The organism is Enterobacter sp. Crenshaw (assembly GCF_024734705.1).
Classification (GTDB): domain Bacteria; phylum Pseudomonadota; class Gammaproteobacteria; order Enterobacterales; family Enterobacteriaceae; genus Enterobacter; species Enterobacter asburiae_B.
In genome coordinates, this window is record NZ_CP102932.1 from 2,677,640 (window position 1) to 2,694,882 (window position 17,243).

Consider the following 17,243-nt stretch of genomic DNA (forward strand, 5'->3'; position numbering starts at 1 on the left):
ACTTACCCCAGTAACGGTATTCTTGTGGTGGCGAGTTTAATGATGATGTACAGCACCACCAGACCCAGCAGAAAGGCGATAAACCCGACCTGCTGGCTGCGCGGACGACGACGCCCAAGCGCGATAAAACCCAAAACGATGTAGATGATAACGCCAAACAGCTTTTCAGTCAGCCATGCACCTTTATCAGTAAATGGCAGATAGCCGGTCTTCCACATGAGCCCGGCACCGGAAAGGAGCAATAGCGTGTCGATGCAGTGCGGTGCGATACGCACCCAGCGGGCATCCATCAGCGGATTGTTGCTGTAGCGCCACCAGTAACGGACGATGAAAAAGCTGATGGTCAGCGCAACGGAAATGAGGTGGACAGTAATGAGCACGGTAAACAGGCTCATAGCCACTGCCCCAGCGTCAGGCGTTCGTTGCCGCCATAGTCGCGGCAGGTTTCGACAGCGGCGTAGCCAGCTTGCGTAAACAGTGCCCGAACGGCTTCTCCCTGCGTCCAGCCATGCTCCACCAGCAGCCAGCCGCCGGGAAGTAAATGCTTCCGTGACATTGTCACAATGTGTTCGAGATCGGCTAATCCCGCGTTGGCGGCCACGAGCGCCGTAAGCGGTTCGAAGCGCACGTCTCCCTGCGCAAGGTGCGGGTCATATTCGTCGATATAGGGAGGATTGCTGACAATCATCGCAAATGAGCGATTCTCCAGCGCGGCAAACCAGCTGCTTTGCAGCACCGTCACGTTGCGAAGCCCGAGACGTTCCACGTTACGCTGCGCCAGCGCCACCGCGTCGGTCATCACATCCACCGCCGTCACCGCGCAGTCGGGCCGTTCGGTGGCCAGCGCCAGCGCGATAGCCCCGGTGCCGGTACCGAGATCGAGAATGCTGCAGGCCGCCGCAGGTAAACGCGCCAGAGCCTGCTCCACCAGACACTCGGTGTCCGGACGCGGGATCAGCGTCGCCGCCGAGACGTACAGCGGCAACGACCAGAACTCACGCTCACCGACCAAATGCGCCACCGGCTCGCCGGTTTTACGGCGGGCAAGCAGCGCGCCGAGCTGCGCTTCCTGTTCCGCGGTCAGTTCGGTTTCGCCAAAAGCCAGCAGATACGTGCGGGCTTTACCCGTCACGTGCTCAAGCAAAATCTCGGCGTCGCGTTTCGGGCTTTCGCTTTCTGAAAGCTCACCGGCCGCCTCACGTAACCAGCGCTGAAAATCCATTATTCCTGCTCGGACAGCGCCGCCAGCTGGTCGGCCTGGTATTCCTGCACGATAGGCTCAATCAGCATATCCAGCTTCCCTTCCATTACCTCGTCCAGACGGTACAGCGTCAGGTTGATGCGGTGATCGGTTACGCGCCCCTGCGGGAAGTTATAGGTGCGGTTACGGTCGCTGCGATCGCCGCTGCCCAGCAGGTTACGGCGCGTAGACGCTTCCGCCTGCTGGCGTTTCGCCATTTCGGCAGCGTGGATACGCGCGCCCAGCACGGACAACGCTTTGGCTTTGTTTTTGTGCTGCGAACGCTCGTCCTGACATTCAACGACGATGCCTGTCGGCAGGTGGGTAATACGGATGGCGGAATCGGTGGTGTTAACGTGCTGACCGCCCGCGCCAGAGGAGCGGAACGTATCAATACGCAGGTCTGCAGGATTGATGTCCGGTAGTTCAGCTTCCGGCAGCTCCGGCATCACCGCAACCGTACAGGCGGAGGTGTGAATGCGGCCCTGAGATTCGGTGGCCGGCACGCGCTGCACGCGGTGACCGCCGGATTCAAACTTGAGACGACCGTACACGCCGTCGCCGCTGATCTTGGCGATAACCTCTTTGTAGCCACCATGTTCGCCTTCGTTGGCGCTCATGATCTCCACGCGCCAGCGACGCGATTCGGCGTAGCGGCTGTACATGCGGAACAGATCCCCGGCAAACAGCGCCGCTTCGTCACCGCCGGTACCGGCGCGCACTTCCACAAACGCGTTACGCTCGTCGTCCGGATCTTTCGGCAGCAGAAGCACCTGAAGCTGCTGCTCCATCTCTTCAGAACGCGCTTTCGCATCCTGCAACTCTTCCTGCGCCATCTCGCGCATTTCAGGATCGTCGAGCATCATCTGCGCGGTTTCGATATCTTCCTGAACCTGTCGCCAGTCGGTAAAGCATTTAGAAACATCACTTAACTGCGCGTATTCACGCGAGAGCGCGCGAAAACGTTCCTGGTCCGCAATGGTCCCGGCATCCCCGAGCAGCGCCTGTACTTCTTCATGGCGCTCGTGCAGAGCTTCCAGTTTAGCGACGATAGAAGGCTTCATAGGCGTAAGTGCACCTTGTCTTAGAAAATGGGTATAGGGCGCTATTCCAGCCCGAGGCTGTTGCGCAGAATAGTCAGGCGTTCATCATCCCCGTCACGGGCAGCCTGCTGAAGAGATTTGGTTGGTGCATGGATCAGGCGGTTGGTCAGTTTCCACGCCAGATCCTGCATAATCGCATTTGCGTCGCCGCCCTGTTCAAGGGCTGCTAACGCTTTGGCAGTCAGGTCATCACGCACCTGCTCCGCCTGCCCGCGGTACTCGCGGATGGTCTCGCTGACGCTTTGCGCGCGCAGCCAGGCCATAAACTCACTGGTTTCCTGCTCAACGATGGTTTCCGCCTGAACCGCCGCCGCTTTACGCTGGGCAAGGTTGTGCGAAATGATGCTTTGCAGGTCATCCACGCTGTAGAGATAGGCGTTAGGCAGCTTGCCCACTTCCGGCTCAACATCGCGCGGGACGGCGATATCCACCAGCAGCATCGGCTGATTACGGCGGGACTTCAGTGCACGCTCCACCATCCCTTTTCCGATAATCGGCAGCGGGCTGGCGGTAGAGCTGATAATAATGTCCGCCTCTTTCAGGCGTTCATCGATGTCGCTCAGGGCAACCACCTCTGCCCCCACTTCATCCGCCAGCACCTGCGCGCGTTCGCGGGTGCGGTTGGCGATAATCATCTTTTTCACTTTATGCTCGCGAAGATGGCGCGCCACAAGTTCGATGGTTTCGCCCGCCCCCACCAGCATCACGGTGACGGTAGAAAGGGATTCAAAGATTTGGCGTGCAAGGGTGCAGGCCGCGAAAGCAACAGAAACCGCACTGGCACCAATGTCGGTTTCGGTTCGCACACGCTTCGCCACGGAGAACGACTTCTGGAACATGCGCTCCAGCTCGCTGGCCTTCAGATGCCCTTTTTGCGAATCCGCAAAGGCTTTTTTCACCTGACCCAGAATTTGCGGCTCGCCCAGCACCAGCGAATCCAGCCCGCTGGCGACGCGCATCAGATGGCTGACGGCATCGTTGTCCTGATGCCAGTACAGGCTGTTGCGCAGCTCGTCTTCATTGAGATTGTGGTAGTCGCATAGCCAGCGGATCAGCGCTTCGTGCAGGTTGTCCTGCTCTTCCACGCTTAAATACAGCTCGGTACGGTTGCACGTCGAGAGCACCACGCCACCCTGCACCATAGGCTGTGCAAGCAGGCTGTCCAGCGCCAGGTCAAGCGTATCCGGCGAAAACGTCACGCGTTCTCGCAGCGAAACCGGAGCCGTTTTGTGGTTGATGCCGAGTGCTAATAGGGTCATGTTGAGCGGGAGTAGTACCAGCGTTAATAAGGTTAGCAGAACGCATCATACAGGATGCGCGAGATCAATAAAAGGTACTGCCCCCTTTCGGAGTAATAGGTTACACAACCCTTTGAGATAATTTGAACGTAGACGGTAGCCCCCTTCGACGCTAGCATTAACAGTTATAACTGCAACGTATCTCAAGGATTTGTCCTCATTATGACCCGACTGATTCGCCTGCTGCCGCTGGCAGCACTGGTTCTGACCGCCTGTACCGTCACCCAACCAAAAGGCCCGGGCAAAAGCCCTGATTCACCGCAGTGGCGTCAGCACCAGCAGGACGTCCGTAATTTGAACCAGTACCAGACCCGCGGCGCTTTCGCTTATCTCTCTGACGAACAAAAGGTTTATGCCCGCTTCTTCTGGCAGCAGACGGGGCAGGACAACTACCGCCTGCTGCTGCTGAACCCGCTGGGCAGCACCGAGCTGGAGCTTATCGCGAAACCGGGTGAAGCGCAGATCACCGATAACAAAGGCCAGCACTATACCGCAACCGATGCCGAAGAGATGATTGGCAAGCTGACCGGGATGCCTATCCCGCTCAACAGCCTGCGCCAGTGGATCCTTGGCCTGCCGGGTGAGGCAACTGACTACACCCTTGACGACCAGTACCGTCTGAGCCAGATGAACTACACCCAGAACGGCAAAACCTGGAAAGTGGTGTACAGCGCCTATGACAGCAAGAGTAAACCGTCGCTGCCATCAAACATGGAGCTGACCCAGGGCAGCCAGCGTATCAAGCTGAAAATGGACAACTGGATCGTTAAATGATGACCCACTGGCCCTCTCCGGCAAAGCTGAACCTGTTTTTATACATCACCGGCCAGCGTGCTGACGGTTATCACACCCTGCAGACGCTGTTTCAGTTTATTGACTATGGCGACACGATCTCTATTGAACTGCGCCAGGACGGGCAGATTTGCCTGCTAACGCCGGTCGACGGCGTGGCGCATGAGGACAACCTAATCGTGCGCGCCGCGCGTCTGCTGATGAAAGCCGCGGCGGAATCGGGCCGTCTGCCTGCGGGAAGCGGTGCGGATATCCGTATCGAGAAACGCCTGCCGATGGGCGGCGGTCTGGGCGGCGGCTCATCCAACGCCGCCACCGTGCTGGTTGCGCTGAACCACCTCTGGGGCTGCGGGCTGTCGAAGGACGAACTGGCAGCCCTGGGCCTGACGCTGGGGGCGGATGTCCCGGTGTTTGTGCGCGGTCATGCTGCCTTTGCTGAAGGCGTGGGTGAGATCCTCTCCCCGGCTGAACCGCCGGAGAAGTGGTATCTGGTTGCCCATCCTGGCGTGAGCATTCCGACGCCGGTCATCTTTAAAGATCCTGACCTGAAAAGGAATACCCCGGTTCGGTCAATAGAAACGTTATTAAATTGTGAATTCAGCAACGATTGCGAGGATATCGCAAGAAAACGTTTTCGCGAGGTTGATGCGGTGCTTTCCTGGCTGTTAGAATACGCGCCGTCGCGCCTGACTGGTACAGGAGCCTGTGTCTTTGCTGAATTTGACACCGAATCCGCCGCTCGTCAGGTGCTTGAGCAAGCGCCGGTTTGGCTGCATGGTTTTGTAGCACGCGGGATGAACACCTCCCCCCTACAGCAGACCATTCTGGCGCAGACTGAGTTTCGGTGACAACGTCACCCTGTTCCAGACGTTGCATCGCGCTCTTTAATACACCGCCTGGATAGCCTTCGCCTGGCCCGCACAGTTTGCGGCGAACGCTATCCACCACTGGACGCATGCCTGAGGTTCTTCTCGTGCCTGATATGAAGCTTTTTGCTGGTAACGCCACCCCGGAACTAGCACAACGTATTGCCAACCGCCTGTACACTTCCCTCGGCGACGCCGCCGTAGGTCGCTTTAGCGACGGCGAAGTCAGCGTACAAATTAACGAAAATGTACGCGGTGGTGATATTTTCATCATCCAGTCCACCTGTGCTCCAACAAACGACAACCTGATGGAATTGGTTGTTATGGTCGACGCCCTGCGTCGCGCTTCAGCAGGCCGTATCACTGCTGTAATCCCTTACTTCGGCTATGCCCGTCAGGACCGTCGCGTCCGTTCCGCGCGTGTACCAATCACCGCTAAAGTTGTTGCTGACTTCCTGTCCAGCGTCGGCGTTGACCGCGTTCTGACCGTTGATCTGCACGCAGAGCAGATCCAGGGCTTCTTCGACGTTCCGGTTGATAACGTATTCGGCAGCCCAATCCTGCTGGAAGACATGCTGCAGCTGAACCTGGATAACCCAATCGTGGTTTCCCCGGACATCGGCGGCGTGGTACGTGCCCGCGCTATCGCTAAGCTGCTGAACGATACCGACATGGCGATCATCGACAAACGCCGTCCGCGCGCTAACGTTTCTCAGGTGATGCACATCATCGGTGACGTTGCTGGCCGTGACTGCGTGCTGGTTGACGACATGATCGATACCGGCGGTACGCTGTGTAAAGCAGCTGAAGCGCTGAAAGAGCGTGGTGCCAAGCGCGTATTCGCTTACGCGACTCACCCGATCTTCTCCGGTAACGCGGTAAACAACCTGCGCAACTCCGTCATTGACGAAGTGGTGGTATGCGATACCATCCCACTGAGCGACGAGATCAAAGCACTGCCAAACGTGCGTACGTTGACCCTGTCCGGGATGCTGGCCGAAGCGATTCGTCGTATCAGCAACGAAGAATCCATCTCAGCAATGTTCGAACACTAATCGAACACGGCCGAAAAACCCGCTGCGGCGGGTTTTTTTGTCTCCGGGTTTTATTTGTATGATTAATGCCTCCTTCACCTGCCATTCACATGACAGATGATGCGCATACGGATGATAGATAATTGTGAAAAACGTAGCCTCCTCACATGTTCTGCCCTTTCGCGCCCTCATCGACGCCTGCTGGAAAGAGAAGTACACCTCGTCACGCTTTGTCCGTGACCTGATTGCCGGGATCACCGTCGGCATTATCGCCATCCCGCTGGCGATGGCGCTGGCAATTGGCAGCGGCGTTGCGCCGCAGTACGGTCTGTACACCTCGGCCGTTGCCGGGATCGTCATTGCCCTGACGGGCGGCTCGCGCTTCAGCGTCTCCGGCCCGACCGCCGCCTTCGTGGTGATCCTCTACCCGGTTTCGCAGCAGTTTGGTCTGGCAGGCCTGCTGGTCGCCACCCTGATGTCCGGCGTCTTTTTGATTCTGTTTGGGCTGGCCCGCTTTGGTCGCCTGATTGAATATATTCCCCTTTCCGTGACGCTGGGGTTTACCTCGGGGATTGGTATTACCATCGGAACCATGCAGATCAAAGATTTCCTCGGCCTGCAGATGCCCCACGTACCGGAGCACTACCTGCAAAAAGTGGGGGCGCTGTTTATGGCGCTGCCGACAGCCAACCTGGGCGACGCCGCCATCGGGATTGTGACGCTGGGCACGCTGATCGTGTGGCCTCGCCTCGGTATTCGTCTGCCGGGCCATCTGCCCGCGCTGCTGCTGGGCTGCGCGGTAATGGCCCTCGTCAATATGTTCGGTGGTCACGTCGCGACTATCGGCTCGCAGTTCCACTATGTTCTGGCGGACGGTTCACAGGGTAGCGGCATTCCGCAACTGCTACCGCAGCTGGTGCTGCCGTGGGACATGCCCGGCTCCAGCTTCACCCTAAGCTGGGATTCCCTGCGAGCCCTGCTTCCCGCCGCGTTCTCTATGGCAATGCTGGGGGCGATTGAATCCCTGCTCTGTGCCGTCGTTCTGGACGGGATGACCGGCACCAAGCACAAAGCCAACAGCGAACTGGTCGGTCAGGGATTAGGCAACCTCGTCGCGCCGTTCTTCGGCGGTATTACCGCAACGGCAGCCATCGCCCGTTCTGCGGCCAACGTGCGCGCGGGGGCAACCTCACCGGTTTCGGCGGTTATCCACTCCGTGCTGGTGATCCTCGCCCTGCTGATCCTCGCCCCGCTGCTCTCCTGGCTACCGCTTTCCGCCATGGCCGCCCTGCTGCTGATGGTGGCCTGGAACATGAGCGAGGCGCACAAGGTGGTGAACCTGCTTCGTCGCGCGCCGAAAGACGACATCATCGTGATGCTGATATGCATGTCGCTGACCGTGCTGTTCGATATGGTTATCGCCATCAGCGTCGGGATCGTGCTGGCTTCCCTGCTGTTTATGCGCCGTATCGCGCAGATGACGCGCCTTTCTCCGGTTAACGTCGAGGTGCCTGACGATGTGCTGGTGCTGCGCGTGATTGGCCCGCTGTTCTTCGCCGCGGCGGAAGGTCTGTTCAGCGATCTGGAGTCCCGCATCGCGGGCAAACGGGTTGTGGTGCTGAAATGGGATGCCGTACCGGTGCTGGATGCAGGCGGCCTGGATGCCTTCCAGCGCTTTGTGAAACGTCTGCCGGAAGGCTGCGAGCTGCGGGTGAGTAACCTGGAGTTTCAGCCGCTGCGCACCATGGCGCGCGCGGGTGTACAGCCGATCCCTGGCCGACTCTCCTTCTACCCTAACCGTGAAGCCGCGTTAGCGGATCTGTGAGTTACCTGATGCAGAGAAACGTCTCTGCATCATCACCCCGATCGCCTGCTGGAGCCATGCAAGCACGGCAGGCGTCATCCAGGTTCCTTTCATCAGGTGCGGCTCCTGCTGCATGGCAGTACGAAACTTTTGCTGAGTTTCCGGGTTCTTGCCCGCGTAAGACTGGAACAATGCCAGCCAGTTTTCAGCCAGCTTTTGCGCCTCCTCACAGGCAGGATCGATATTTTCCCGCTGCGCCTGATGCAGTTTTGCCACCAGCGGCGGCCACTCCATCATGCGGTCAAAGTAGTGTGCCCGGGTAAAGGCCATCTCTTCGGCAGTGAGATACTTCTCCCATATGCAGAGCTTAGACTCAGCAAACGCGCGCGTGATGTAATCCGTCATCTCCGGCGTGATGCCGGTCTGCGCCTGCATCTGCGGTTCAACGCTGTGCATCTCGTTCAGCCGGGTGAGAAACTCCGGCTTGCCCGCCGTGTCCTGCTCAAGGCGCTCCATCCAGCGCGTCGCCAGATCCATCGCCCGGGCGTCAGTAGCGGGTATATGGTGCTCCAGCAGCGTGTTGGCCTCTGCAACCAGCCCTGACCAGATAGCCGTCAGCGCATCCTTCTGCACCGCAAACGGCAGCTGCTGTAACTCTTCTTTGCTAAACCAGCGATCGTACATATTCATTAACTCCAGAGTCTGTAGCCAGGATTCCAGATCCGGCGTCGCATCGTCGAGAAGCCCGGTTCGCAGCTCCACCAGCCGGTCGCGCAGCGTATGTATGCTGCGCAGCTGTTTATCCAGCATCGTGATTTGCGCATCGAGTAACTCGGTTAACGACAGCGACTCCTGTTCCAGGAAATCCCTGATTTCAGCAAGTTCCAGCCCCGCTTTTGCCAGCGCCTGGATCATATGCAGACGCTGGACATCCGCCAGGTTGTAAAGCCGGTAACCTGCCGCGCTTCTGGCAGAAGGCAGCAACAACCCTGTTTGCTCATAGTGGTGCAATGTCCGCACGGTGATCCCGGCGCGTTTCGCCAGTTCACCCACCTGAATCAACATAATTGCTCCTTTTTCTTTGCCAGTGGCGCCACTCTGGAGCCTTACGTTACGTGAGGGTCAACCCTTGATGCAAAAAAAACGACTCCCGCGGGAGCCGTTTCGGCGTTCTTTATCGTAGCACTAGCTGTGCTTATGCTGATCGCGACGACAGCGTTTGTCGTAGTGGCGCACCCACCAGTATTTATCGCAGACTTCCTCATGGCCGCTCACGCGCGCCCCTGCAAGCCACAATACCGCACCAACGAAGATGCTCAATATCGCGCCGTGCGCGAAGTATTGCGGGAGGTCAATCTGAGGTAACTGGTTTAAAATGGAATAACCCACGCCAGCTACCATCACGAACAGCCCCAATCCCATCAGTACGTTACCGAGTAACGAAGCGTTTTTGCGTTTCATGTGTCACCTCCGGAACTTTGGGTTGTCAGGGGAAAAGCCCCTAATCCTTGTGTGTAAAGTATAGACAACGCCCCTTTTATGAGTTGCGTGAATGATCACAATTACAGATAAGTCCCAAACAAAAGTTTACAAATAACACTTTGAACAGCTTGAAATTCTAATGGTTCAAATCAGAAATTATTCGTATTTCGCTGGGAAGATCGCAGAATTTTGTCAAGCGGCACGACAGACAGTAAACTACGCGCCAGATCTGGAACCCATTAGGAATTGAATCGTGACGATTAAACTGATTGTCGGCCTCGCCAACCCCGGCGCAGAGTATGCGGCCACCCGCCACAACGCTGGGGCATGGTACGTCGATCTGCTGGCCGAGCGGTTACGTGCTCCCCTGCGTGAAGAACCTAAATTCTTCGGGTATACCTCACGTATCAACCTTGCTGGCGCGGATGTTCGTTTACTGGTGCCCACCACCTTTATGAACCTGAGTGGTAAAGCTGTGGCGGCAATGGCAACGTTTTATCGCATCAATCCGGATGAAATCCTGGTCGCACACGATGAGCTGGATCTCCCGCCCGGCGTGGCAAAATTCAAGCTGGGCGGCGGGCACGGCGGCCACAACGGCCTCAAAGACATCATCAGCAAGCTGGGCAATAACCCGAATTTCCACCGTTTGCGCGTTGGAATCGGCCATCCGGGCGATAAAAACAAAGTTGTCGGTTTCGTACTCGGTAAGCCCCCGGTTTCTGAGCAGAAACTGATTGACGAGGCGGTAGACGAAGCGGCGCGCTGCACTGAAATCTGGCTGAAAGATGGGTTAACCAAAGCGACAAACCGCTTACACGCTTTCAAAGCGCAATAATCCGCCCGATTCGGCTTTTTTACCGCGCGTCATGCGGGTTACGTGTATAATAGGCGTAGTTATTTACTTTTCATCAATCGGTTATCGTTAACGGATTGATTATCAAGATATTAAGGTGATTTAGAAATGGGATTCAAATGCGGTATCGTCGGTCTGCCAAACGTGGGCAAATCCACCCTGTTTAACGCGCTTACCAAAGCGGGTATCGAAGCGGCGAACTTCCCGTTCTGTACCATCGAACCTAACACCGGCGTTGTGCCAATGCCGGACCCGCGTCTGGACCAGCTCGCGGAAATCGTTAAGCCGCAGCGCATTCTGCCAACCACCATGGAATTCGTGGACATCGCGGGCCTGGTAAAAGGCGCGTCCAAAGGTGAAGGTCTGGGTAACCAGTTCCTGACCAACATTCGTGAAACCGAAGCGATCGGCCACGTTGTGCGCTGCTTCGAGAACGACAACATCATCCACGTTAACAACAAAGTGGATCCGGCTGACGACATCGACGTCATCAACACCGAGCTAGCGCTCTCTGACCTCGACACCTGCGAACGCGCTATTCACCGCGTGCAGAAGAAAGCCAAAGGCGGCGACAAGGACGCGAAAGCGGAACTGGCTGCGCTGGAAAAATGTCTGCCACAGCTTGAAAATGCGGGCATGCTGCGCGCGCTGAAAAACCTGACTGAAGAAGACAAAGCGGCGATCAAATACCTGAGCTTCCTGACCCTGAAGCCAACCATGTACATCGCCAACGTTAACGAAGACGGTTTTGAGAACAACCCGTACCTCGACAAAGTGCGTGAAATCGCAGCGGCTGAAGGTTCTGTGGTTGTGGCGGTTTGCGCTGCCGTTGAATCCGACATCGCCGAGCTGGACGACGCTGACCGTGAAGAATTCATGGCCGAGCTGGGTCTGGAAGAGCCGGGCCTGAACCGCGTAATTCGCGCAGGCTATGAGCTGCTGAACCTGCAGACCTACTTCACCGCTGGCGTGAAAGAAGTGCGTGCGTGGACGATCCCTGTAGGTGCGACCGCGCCTCAGGCTGCCGGTAAGATCCACACCGACTTCGAGAAAGGCTTTATTCGTGCGCAGACTATCGCGTTTGAAGACTTTATCACCTACAAGGGTGAGCAAGGCGCGAAAGAAGCAGGCAAGATGCGTGCGGAAGGGAAAGACTACATCGTTAAAGATGGCGATGTGATGAACTTCTTGTTTAACGTTTGAGTTGTTTTGAATGAAAAAAATCCACGCTTTGGCGTGGATTTTTTTTGCGCGTGATCTATCAATAGATAACGAGTTTACCCGCTGGCCAAGTACCTGACCACCCACAGGGCATATGCCCAGCTTCATAAACATTAATTAATCCGTCAAAAAAGAATGGCTCTTGAAGAAAATTACTATACGCATCTTCAAGCAAGTAATTCACAAGGTTCCATTTTAAGTTCTCAGTCATTGAGCCTTCCTCAGACTCCGGGAAGGTTATTTTTGGGATAATATTATTCTACACAACTTTCTTAGGTTCTTTGACTAAAGATTTCCAGCATTGATATTTGTTAGTCTCTTTTTTTGCGAGATAACCCGTTATTTCATTAATTGCTTCCAGGTTGGTGCTCTCACATTCATAAGTTTTCAGCCATTTTATAAATAAGCTAAGAGACTGAGCCTAGATAACACGAGTGAGTGCCGTTGTCATACCAAGATTAACAAGTCAATTAATATTATTTAATATATGTTGCTAACTGGAATATTTTCATGTTTTAATATAATTTATTTCACCTGGGATCCTAGGGATGTTCATACCACCAAGCGCCATGGTGTTTTATAATAAAACCCTATGACTTGTGTCACAGAGTTTTATTAACAATATGAATAGCAAAATAACAGCAATCGAATTAAATAAATCGATTAAATTCTTAAGTATTCTTTAAGAAAGATCCTCTTCTGCTACTAATCCGTTAACAAAGTTAGCAAATGAATTTGTCAGATATCTTTGAAGTTTTGTGTGATTCTCTTGCATAGTCAAATCCTCATCAAAAGAATCTGTAGCAAAATATACAATTGAGTAATTATCTAAATCCAGGCAGAAGAAATTGCCTCCCCAATCATTTGCGAAAGGAAGCAGGTTTTTAGGAATCACTTCCCTATCCACCATGCTGATATAGCAACCGTCAATTAAAGATCCAAGGGCATTATTTGTCTGACTATTATATACAAATGGCTTAAACGCAGCCACCTCTATTGGCTCAAAATCTTCATCACCGTCCCACCAACTTTTCTCCGGGATGCCACCATTAAATTGCAGATAATGTGAAACGAAATCATCCGGAAGAGTAATAGATAATTTCTCTTCCGTTTTAGCAATATCTGCACGTCCAATCTTTTTTTCACAGTTACTGAAATGATTCATAGATTTATACCTCACTGGTGACAGTTTGCACGCAATTTTTTCGGGACACGCCCCTTCAACCAGCCTTTAGAATGAGAAACAGCAATGGCTTCTTGGGAACCATATTTTACGCCAAAATATTTCTCGAATTGTGAGACTGAGCCTTTATGTGGGAAAGTAGCTTCATGCGCAGAAGTTTTTACTAATTGCATTGTTGTCCTTCCTGTGGCTGGGTCAAAGTCATCGACATGATGCCATGTATATCCGGTTGCTTCGCTTTTAGAAATACCGGCTGCCTTGAAAGCCTCGGTGAAATCTCTATCTCGAGTTCCTTGCATTGTAATAGATACAATATTCTGTTTCGTTCCATTGGTAGGGAAAAGATCTGGGCTTCCTGTAAAGTCAACTCCCTTTAATGCCAACCCCCACGGATCCACCCAACCCAGCGCATTCGGCGCATACTGGTAAAGGTTTATCCCCCCCGCCAGCCCTATCGGGTCCTGCTGCGTAAACCGCCCGCAGTCCGGGTCGTAATACCGGAACAGATTGTAGTGCAGCCCTGTCTCACGGTCCAGGTATTGCCCCTGCATGCGCAGGTTCTGAGAATATCCTGATACCTGCGTCTCGCTTTCCCGCAGCAGCTTGCCCCAGGCGCTGTTCACTCCTTCCCAGCGCACCTGCCCTTCGATATCCGTCATCCGCTCCGGTGTGCCGTTGGGCTGGCAGTGGAACCAGAAAATCTCCGGTGCATCCACGCCGTCAATACGCGCCAGCGGATCGTAGCTGTCCTGATCGCTGTAGACGTAGGTGAGCGGCACATCCCCGTGCACCTCCTGCAGCAGGCGGAACCCTTCCCAGACAAACCGGGTCGTGACCGGCTTGCCGGTTGGCTTTCCGCCCAGTATCTGGCGTCGCGTTTTGCTGATGCGTCGCCCGAGCGGATCGTAGCGGAAGCTTACCTGTGTCTGCGGTTTGTTGCGGTCCCGCGGCTGGCTGATGACCTCCGTCAGGCGATGCTCACCGTCGTAGCGGTAGTGCCAGCGGGTCTGGCCGTTATCTTTTTCCACGGTGCGGCCGTGGATGTCATAACGCCAGCGAATGCCGTTCAGCTGCGTCAGGCGGTTGTGCGTGATCTTCTCAGCGGAACCTTCGAGCGGGTTACCGGCTGCATCCCAGCGCCACTGCTCCTGTCCGGGCAGCGTCCCGTCCTGAACGAGCAGACGCCCGGCGCTGTCGTACTGCCAGCGATACCAGCTGAACGGGTTATCGTCCCGCTCTTCCCGCACCAGGTTATTGCGGTAGTCGTAATCCCAGCGGCGGGACCAGCGGCGCGGCGACGGGCGCTGCGCATTGCCGGTAAAGACGTCCCGGCGATGCAGTCGCCCAAGACGATCGTATTCGCTGCGGGTGGTCAGCAGCCCCTGAGTGCGGCTGGTCTCCCGGTGGAGTTCGTCGCGGGTAAAGTCGGAGACCGACAGCTTATCGAGAGCAATGCTCAACAGATGCCCGCTGCCGTAGTAAAACTGCTTCAGCTCGCGACCATCGGGCAGCGTGACGGAGGTGCGGTTGCCCAGCGCGTCATACTCCCACGCCAGCTCGCCGTGCTCGCCCGCCTCGCGCGTCACGCGACCGAGCGCGTCATACTCAAAGGCCAGCTCCTGCTCTGCCGCGGTGGTCCACGCGTCGGCTGCAAGCGCAGGATGCAGCCCAATCCGGCTTAACAGCCCGGACGGCGTGTAGTGATAGCGTGTCTGCCCCTCCGGCGTGGTGCGGGCGACCAGCTGGCCGCTCGCGCTCCAGGCGAAGGCGTGGGTGATGGCCTCAGGATGACCGGCGGCAAACGTGCGCGCTAGCGTGCGTCCGCAGGCATCGTAGCGATACTGCGAGGCCACGCCATCGAGCCCTACCTCTTCCAGCAGCAGCGAATCCGCGCCCCAGCGGAACTGATACGCTTCGCCGTTTTCGTTTTCCAGGGCAATCAGACGCCCGCGGCTGTCCCAGCGGCGACGGACCTCTTCACCCTGGGTATTACGCGTTGCGGTTAAGCGTCCTGCCTCATCGTATCTGAACTCACTCTCTTTACCGTCGGCGCCCGCATGCTTCACCGGCAGGCCGCGTTCGTTCCATTTGAGCGATTCCGTCCAGCCTTCCGGGCGATCGAGCTGCACCGGACGCCCTGCGGCGTCGTAGCGATATCGCGTCTCTTCCCCGTCGGCGCCAGTCTCGGCCACCAGCCAGCCCAGCGGGTGATAGCGGTAGCGGGTAATACGCCCGGAACAGTCCGTCGAAAGAACGATCTGCCCGGCCTCATTGTACTCCTGGTAGCGGCTGTTTCCGGCGGCATCGACCTCTTCAACGACCTGGCCGAACTCGTCCCGGCGTAGCTGCGTGGTCTGCCCCATCGGGTCCACCACGCGCTTAAGCCCGTGATGTTCGTCGTACCAGAACCGGGTGGCGCTGCCGTCGGCTTCGATAATGGCCGCAGGAAGCGCGCGGTGCTCCAGCCAGGCGGTGGTGCGGGTATTACCGTCGGCGTCGATCTCCTGAACCCGGTTGCCCATTTCGTCGTAGACGAAGGTAACGGCATTGCCGAGCGGATCGATGCGTCGCGTCAGAAGCTCGTTCTCGTTCCACTCGTAGCGCCAGTTTTCACCGCGCTCGTCAACGTAGCGGACAATCAGATTCTGCGCGTTCCAGTAGTGGCGGCGCGTCTGGCCGTCGTAGTGCTCGACGGTCGTCAGCCCGACGGCTAAATCGTAGCTAAAGCGGCAGCCGTCGCCGGTGCTGGTGCGGTTTTCCACCACGCGCCAGTGATCGAATTTTTTCCAGCGGTATTCGCTCTCCAGACCGCCCGGCATCCGGTGCCAGACCATCAGCCCGTGCTCGTTATAGCGGTACTCACGCGTCACCACGCCGGAGGCATCCGTCGCGCTCGCCAGCTGGCCGCGCGCGTCGTAGCCCCACTGCATCAGCGGCCATGTCTGGCTGCCGTCAAAATGGCTGGCAGCGGTAACACGCTGCGGGAAACGTTCATCGTCATAGCGCAGGGTGACGTCTATCGCCCGCGGCTCGTCGTGAAGGCCGACCAGCCTGCCGTGCTCGTCCCACTCCGTCAGCAGCGCGTTGCCGTATTCGTCGCTGAGGGAGGCCAGACGCAGGATAGATGGATTCGCCCGGGTCGGTTTATACAGACGCCACACCGCGCCGTCATCGTCGGCAATCGCCACGTCGCCGCTCTCATTGCGGCGGATAATGATGCCTTCGCTGATGCTGTAAAACGCGCGGTCGACAGGCGGCAGCTCGAAGCTCAGCTCGCGCCCGGTTTCGTCGAACCAGGTGGCGTTGTTGTCTTCCAGCGCCAGATAGCTGTCAAAGGTGGTTGCCCAGCCCAGACCGAACAGCCCTTCCCGGGTGGTCAGGCTGTTATAGCTGCGCTGCCAGCGAAGCGGAAAGCGCCCCGGCAGCGAGAAATCGAGCTCGTCGTCGTCATTCAGCACCTTCACGCCGGTGGCGGCGTGAACCGGGTGCGAGGAGCCAAACACGGCATTCACCGCCATATCGGCCAGCATCCCGCCGCCGGCCGCCGCCAGCGCGCAGGGCATGTTTTTCAGGATCTTACCCGGACGCCCGCGCAGCAGGGAGAGTGCAATCATCCCCAGCGCCAGACCCGGCGTTTTACCGCTTTTGATATCGCGAACCGTGAGCGTGTCCCCGCCGATGATTACGTTCGGGGAGACGTCGTCGGAAACGGTGCCTTCGCATGTGGTACGATCTTTGGCACGCACCGCGGGCTGCCCGTTGATGAAGACGCTTTTAGAGCCTTCCGCCAGATACTGCGGCCCGGAGTGCTTTTCGCACGCCACCTTATCTTCTTCCAGCGGCGAGGTTCCCGCGGCGGCAGAGGCCACGCTCGGCTGCCACATTTCGCTGCCAAACTGACCGGCAGCGGAAAGCAGCATGCCCGCGTAATCGGCAAAGCTGCCCGGCGACTGCGGCTCAGGAGACGGTGTATCGGCGGGCGTCAGCGTGCCTGCCGCGCGCGCGGCGGGGATTGCGTTGGTGAGAACGTTACTGGAACCGGTAGTGATTTTACCCGCGGGCGACGGCGGGAAAAGCGCATTACCTAACCCCTCCGCGGCGTTGCTGATATCGTCGGTGATCCCCGCGACGTTCGCCAGCACGCCACCGATAATTCCGCTTAACAGACAGCTGGATCCAATTGCCGCCACGCCCGCTGCGGCCGCCCCTGCGCCCAGCAATGGCGCCGCGACGGTTGCAGCTGCGCCTACCGCCGCGCCGATCACCGCATAGGCGGCACCCTCCGCCACAATGCTGGTGATGTCAGCAAAAATGCTGGAGTGAATAATCTCGTCGCCCTTACGGGCCGCCTTGTTATCGCTCAT

General features: G+C 56.9%; 15 protein-coding genes. 6 read left to right on the forward strand and 9 right to left on the reverse strand.

Translation table 11 applies throughout. From position 1 onward, the window contains the following. Nucleotides 1-2 precede the first annotated feature (2 nt). Genes sirB2 through hemA form a run of 4 tightly spaced genes read right to left on the reverse strand, consistent with a single transcriptional unit; the run spans nucleotide 3 to nucleotide 3,602 of the window. Entirely contained in the window at nucleotides 3-395 is a 393-nt protein-coding gene (sirB2, locus tag NWV12_RS12870; RefSeq protein WP_032656670.1) for an invasion regulator SirB2, read from the reverse strand. Further along, nucleotides 392-1,222, reverse strand: a complete 831-nt coding sequence (gene prmC / locus NWV12_RS12875; RefSeq protein WP_048980904.1) for a peptide chain release factor N(5)-glutamine methyltransferase — start codon at nucleotides 1,220-1,222, stop codon at nucleotides 392-394. The genes sirB2 and prmC overlap by 4 nt, the downstream gene beginning before the upstream one ends. Then, nucleotides 1,222-2,304 (reverse strand): peptide chain release factor 1, encoded by a 1,083-nt coding sequence (gene prfA / locus NWV12_RS12880; RefSeq protein ID WP_021240360.1) that lies wholly within the window; start codon nucleotides 2,302-2,304, stop codon nucleotides 1,222-1,224. Before prfA ends, prmC begins: the two co-directional genes overlap by 1 nt. 41 nt (nucleotides 2,305-2,345) lie before the next feature. Beyond that, on the reverse strand, nucleotides 2,346-3,602 hold the full coding sequence (gene hemA / locus NWV12_RS12885; protein ID WP_023335999.1) for a glutamyl-tRNA reductase: 1,257 nt from the start codon (nucleotides 3,600-3,602) through the stop codon (nucleotides 2,346-2,348). A 201-nt stretch (nucleotides 3,603-3,803) separates the two neighbouring features. On the opposite strand from hemA, the gene lolB reads away from it, so the two are divergent. The 4 genes from lolB (at nucleotide 3,804) to dauA (ending at nucleotide 8,158) form a co-directional block, all read left to right on the forward strand. Then, on the forward strand, nucleotides 3,804-4,415 hold the full coding sequence (lolB, locus tag NWV12_RS12890; protein WP_048980906.1) for a lipoprotein insertase outer membrane protein LolB: 612 nt from the start codon (nucleotides 3,804-3,806) through the stop codon (nucleotides 4,413-4,415). Further along, nucleotides 4,412-5,281: a 4-(cytidine 5'-diphospho)-2-C-methyl-D-erythritol kinase gene (gene ispE / locus NWV12_RS12895; protein ID WP_048980907.1), complete on the forward strand. Its 870-nt coding sequence runs from the start codon at nucleotides 4,412-4,414 to the stop codon at nucleotides 5,279-5,281. Before lolB ends, ispE begins: the two co-directional genes overlap by 4 nt. A 125-nt stretch (nucleotides 5,282-5,406) precedes the next feature. Continuing rightward, a complete protein-coding gene (gene prs / locus NWV12_RS12900) occupies nucleotides 5,407-6,354 on the forward strand; it encodes a ribose-phosphate diphosphokinase (RefSeq protein WP_003856663.1) in 948 nt (315 codons plus the stop codon). Nucleotides 6,355-6,478: 124 nt separating this feature from the next. Continuing rightward, the gene (gene dauA, locus NWV12_RS12905) at nucleotides 6,479-8,158 is read left to right on the forward strand and encodes a C4-dicarboxylic acid transporter DauA (protein ID WP_048980908.1); all 1,680 of its coding nucleotides are present in this window, start codon (nucleotides 6,479-6,481) and stop codon (nucleotides 8,156-8,158) included. Here dauA and NWV12_RS12910 read toward each other — a convergent pair. Both NWV12_RS12910 and ychH read right to left on the reverse strand, forming a co-directional pair. Beyond that, the gene (locus NWV12_RS12910; protein WP_048980910.1) at nucleotides 8,144-9,202 is read right to left on the reverse strand and encodes a MerR family transcriptional regulator; all 1,059 of its coding nucleotides are present in this window, start codon (nucleotides 9,200-9,202) and stop codon (nucleotides 8,144-8,146) included. The genes dauA and NWV12_RS12910 overlap by 15 nt on opposite strands. 120 nt (nucleotides 9,203-9,322) lie before the next feature. After that, on the reverse strand, nucleotides 9,323-9,598 hold the full coding sequence (gene ychH, locus NWV12_RS12915; RefSeq protein WP_023312132.1) for a stress-induced protein YchH: 276 nt from the start codon (nucleotides 9,596-9,598) through the stop codon (nucleotides 9,323-9,325). A gap of 274 nt (nucleotides 9,599-9,872) precedes the next feature. Between ychH and pth the strand changes: the two genes are divergently transcribed. Further along, nucleotides 9,873-10,457, forward strand: a complete 585-nt coding sequence (pth, locus tag NWV12_RS12920; protein WP_023336005.1) for an aminoacyl-tRNA hydrolase — start codon at nucleotides 9,873-9,875, stop codon at nucleotides 10,455-10,457. A gap of 126 nt (nucleotides 10,458-10,583) precedes the next feature. Next, a complete protein-coding gene (gene ychF, locus NWV12_RS12925; RefSeq protein ID WP_010432886.1) occupies nucleotides 10,584-11,678 on the forward strand; it encodes a redox-regulated ATPase YchF in 1,095 nt (364 codons plus the stop codon). Nucleotides 11,679-11,736: 58 nt separating this feature from the next. On the opposite strand, the gene NWV12_RS12930 is transcribed toward ychF, so the two are convergent. From NWV12_RS12930 to NWV12_RS12940, 3 genes are all read right to left on the reverse strand, one after another. Continuing rightward, nucleotides 11,737-11,907: a hypothetical protein gene (locus NWV12_RS12930; RefSeq protein ID WP_223997960.1), complete on the reverse strand. Its 171-nt coding sequence runs from the start codon at nucleotides 11,905-11,907 to the stop codon at nucleotides 11,737-11,739. Nucleotides 11,908-12,378: 471 nt separating this feature from the next. After that, a complete protein-coding gene (locus NWV12_RS12935) occupies nucleotides 12,379-12,861 on the reverse strand; it encodes an SMI1/KNR4 family protein (RefSeq protein WP_048980911.1) in 483 nt (160 codons plus the stop codon). Between the two features lie 11 nt (nucleotides 12,862-12,872). Further along, nucleotides 12,873-17,243 carry an RHS repeat-associated core domain-containing protein gene (locus NWV12_RS12940; protein WP_048980912.1) on the reverse strand — a complete coding sequence of 1,457 codons (4,371 nt, stop codon included), beginning with the start codon at nucleotides 17,241-17,243 and terminating at the stop codon, nucleotides 12,873-12,875.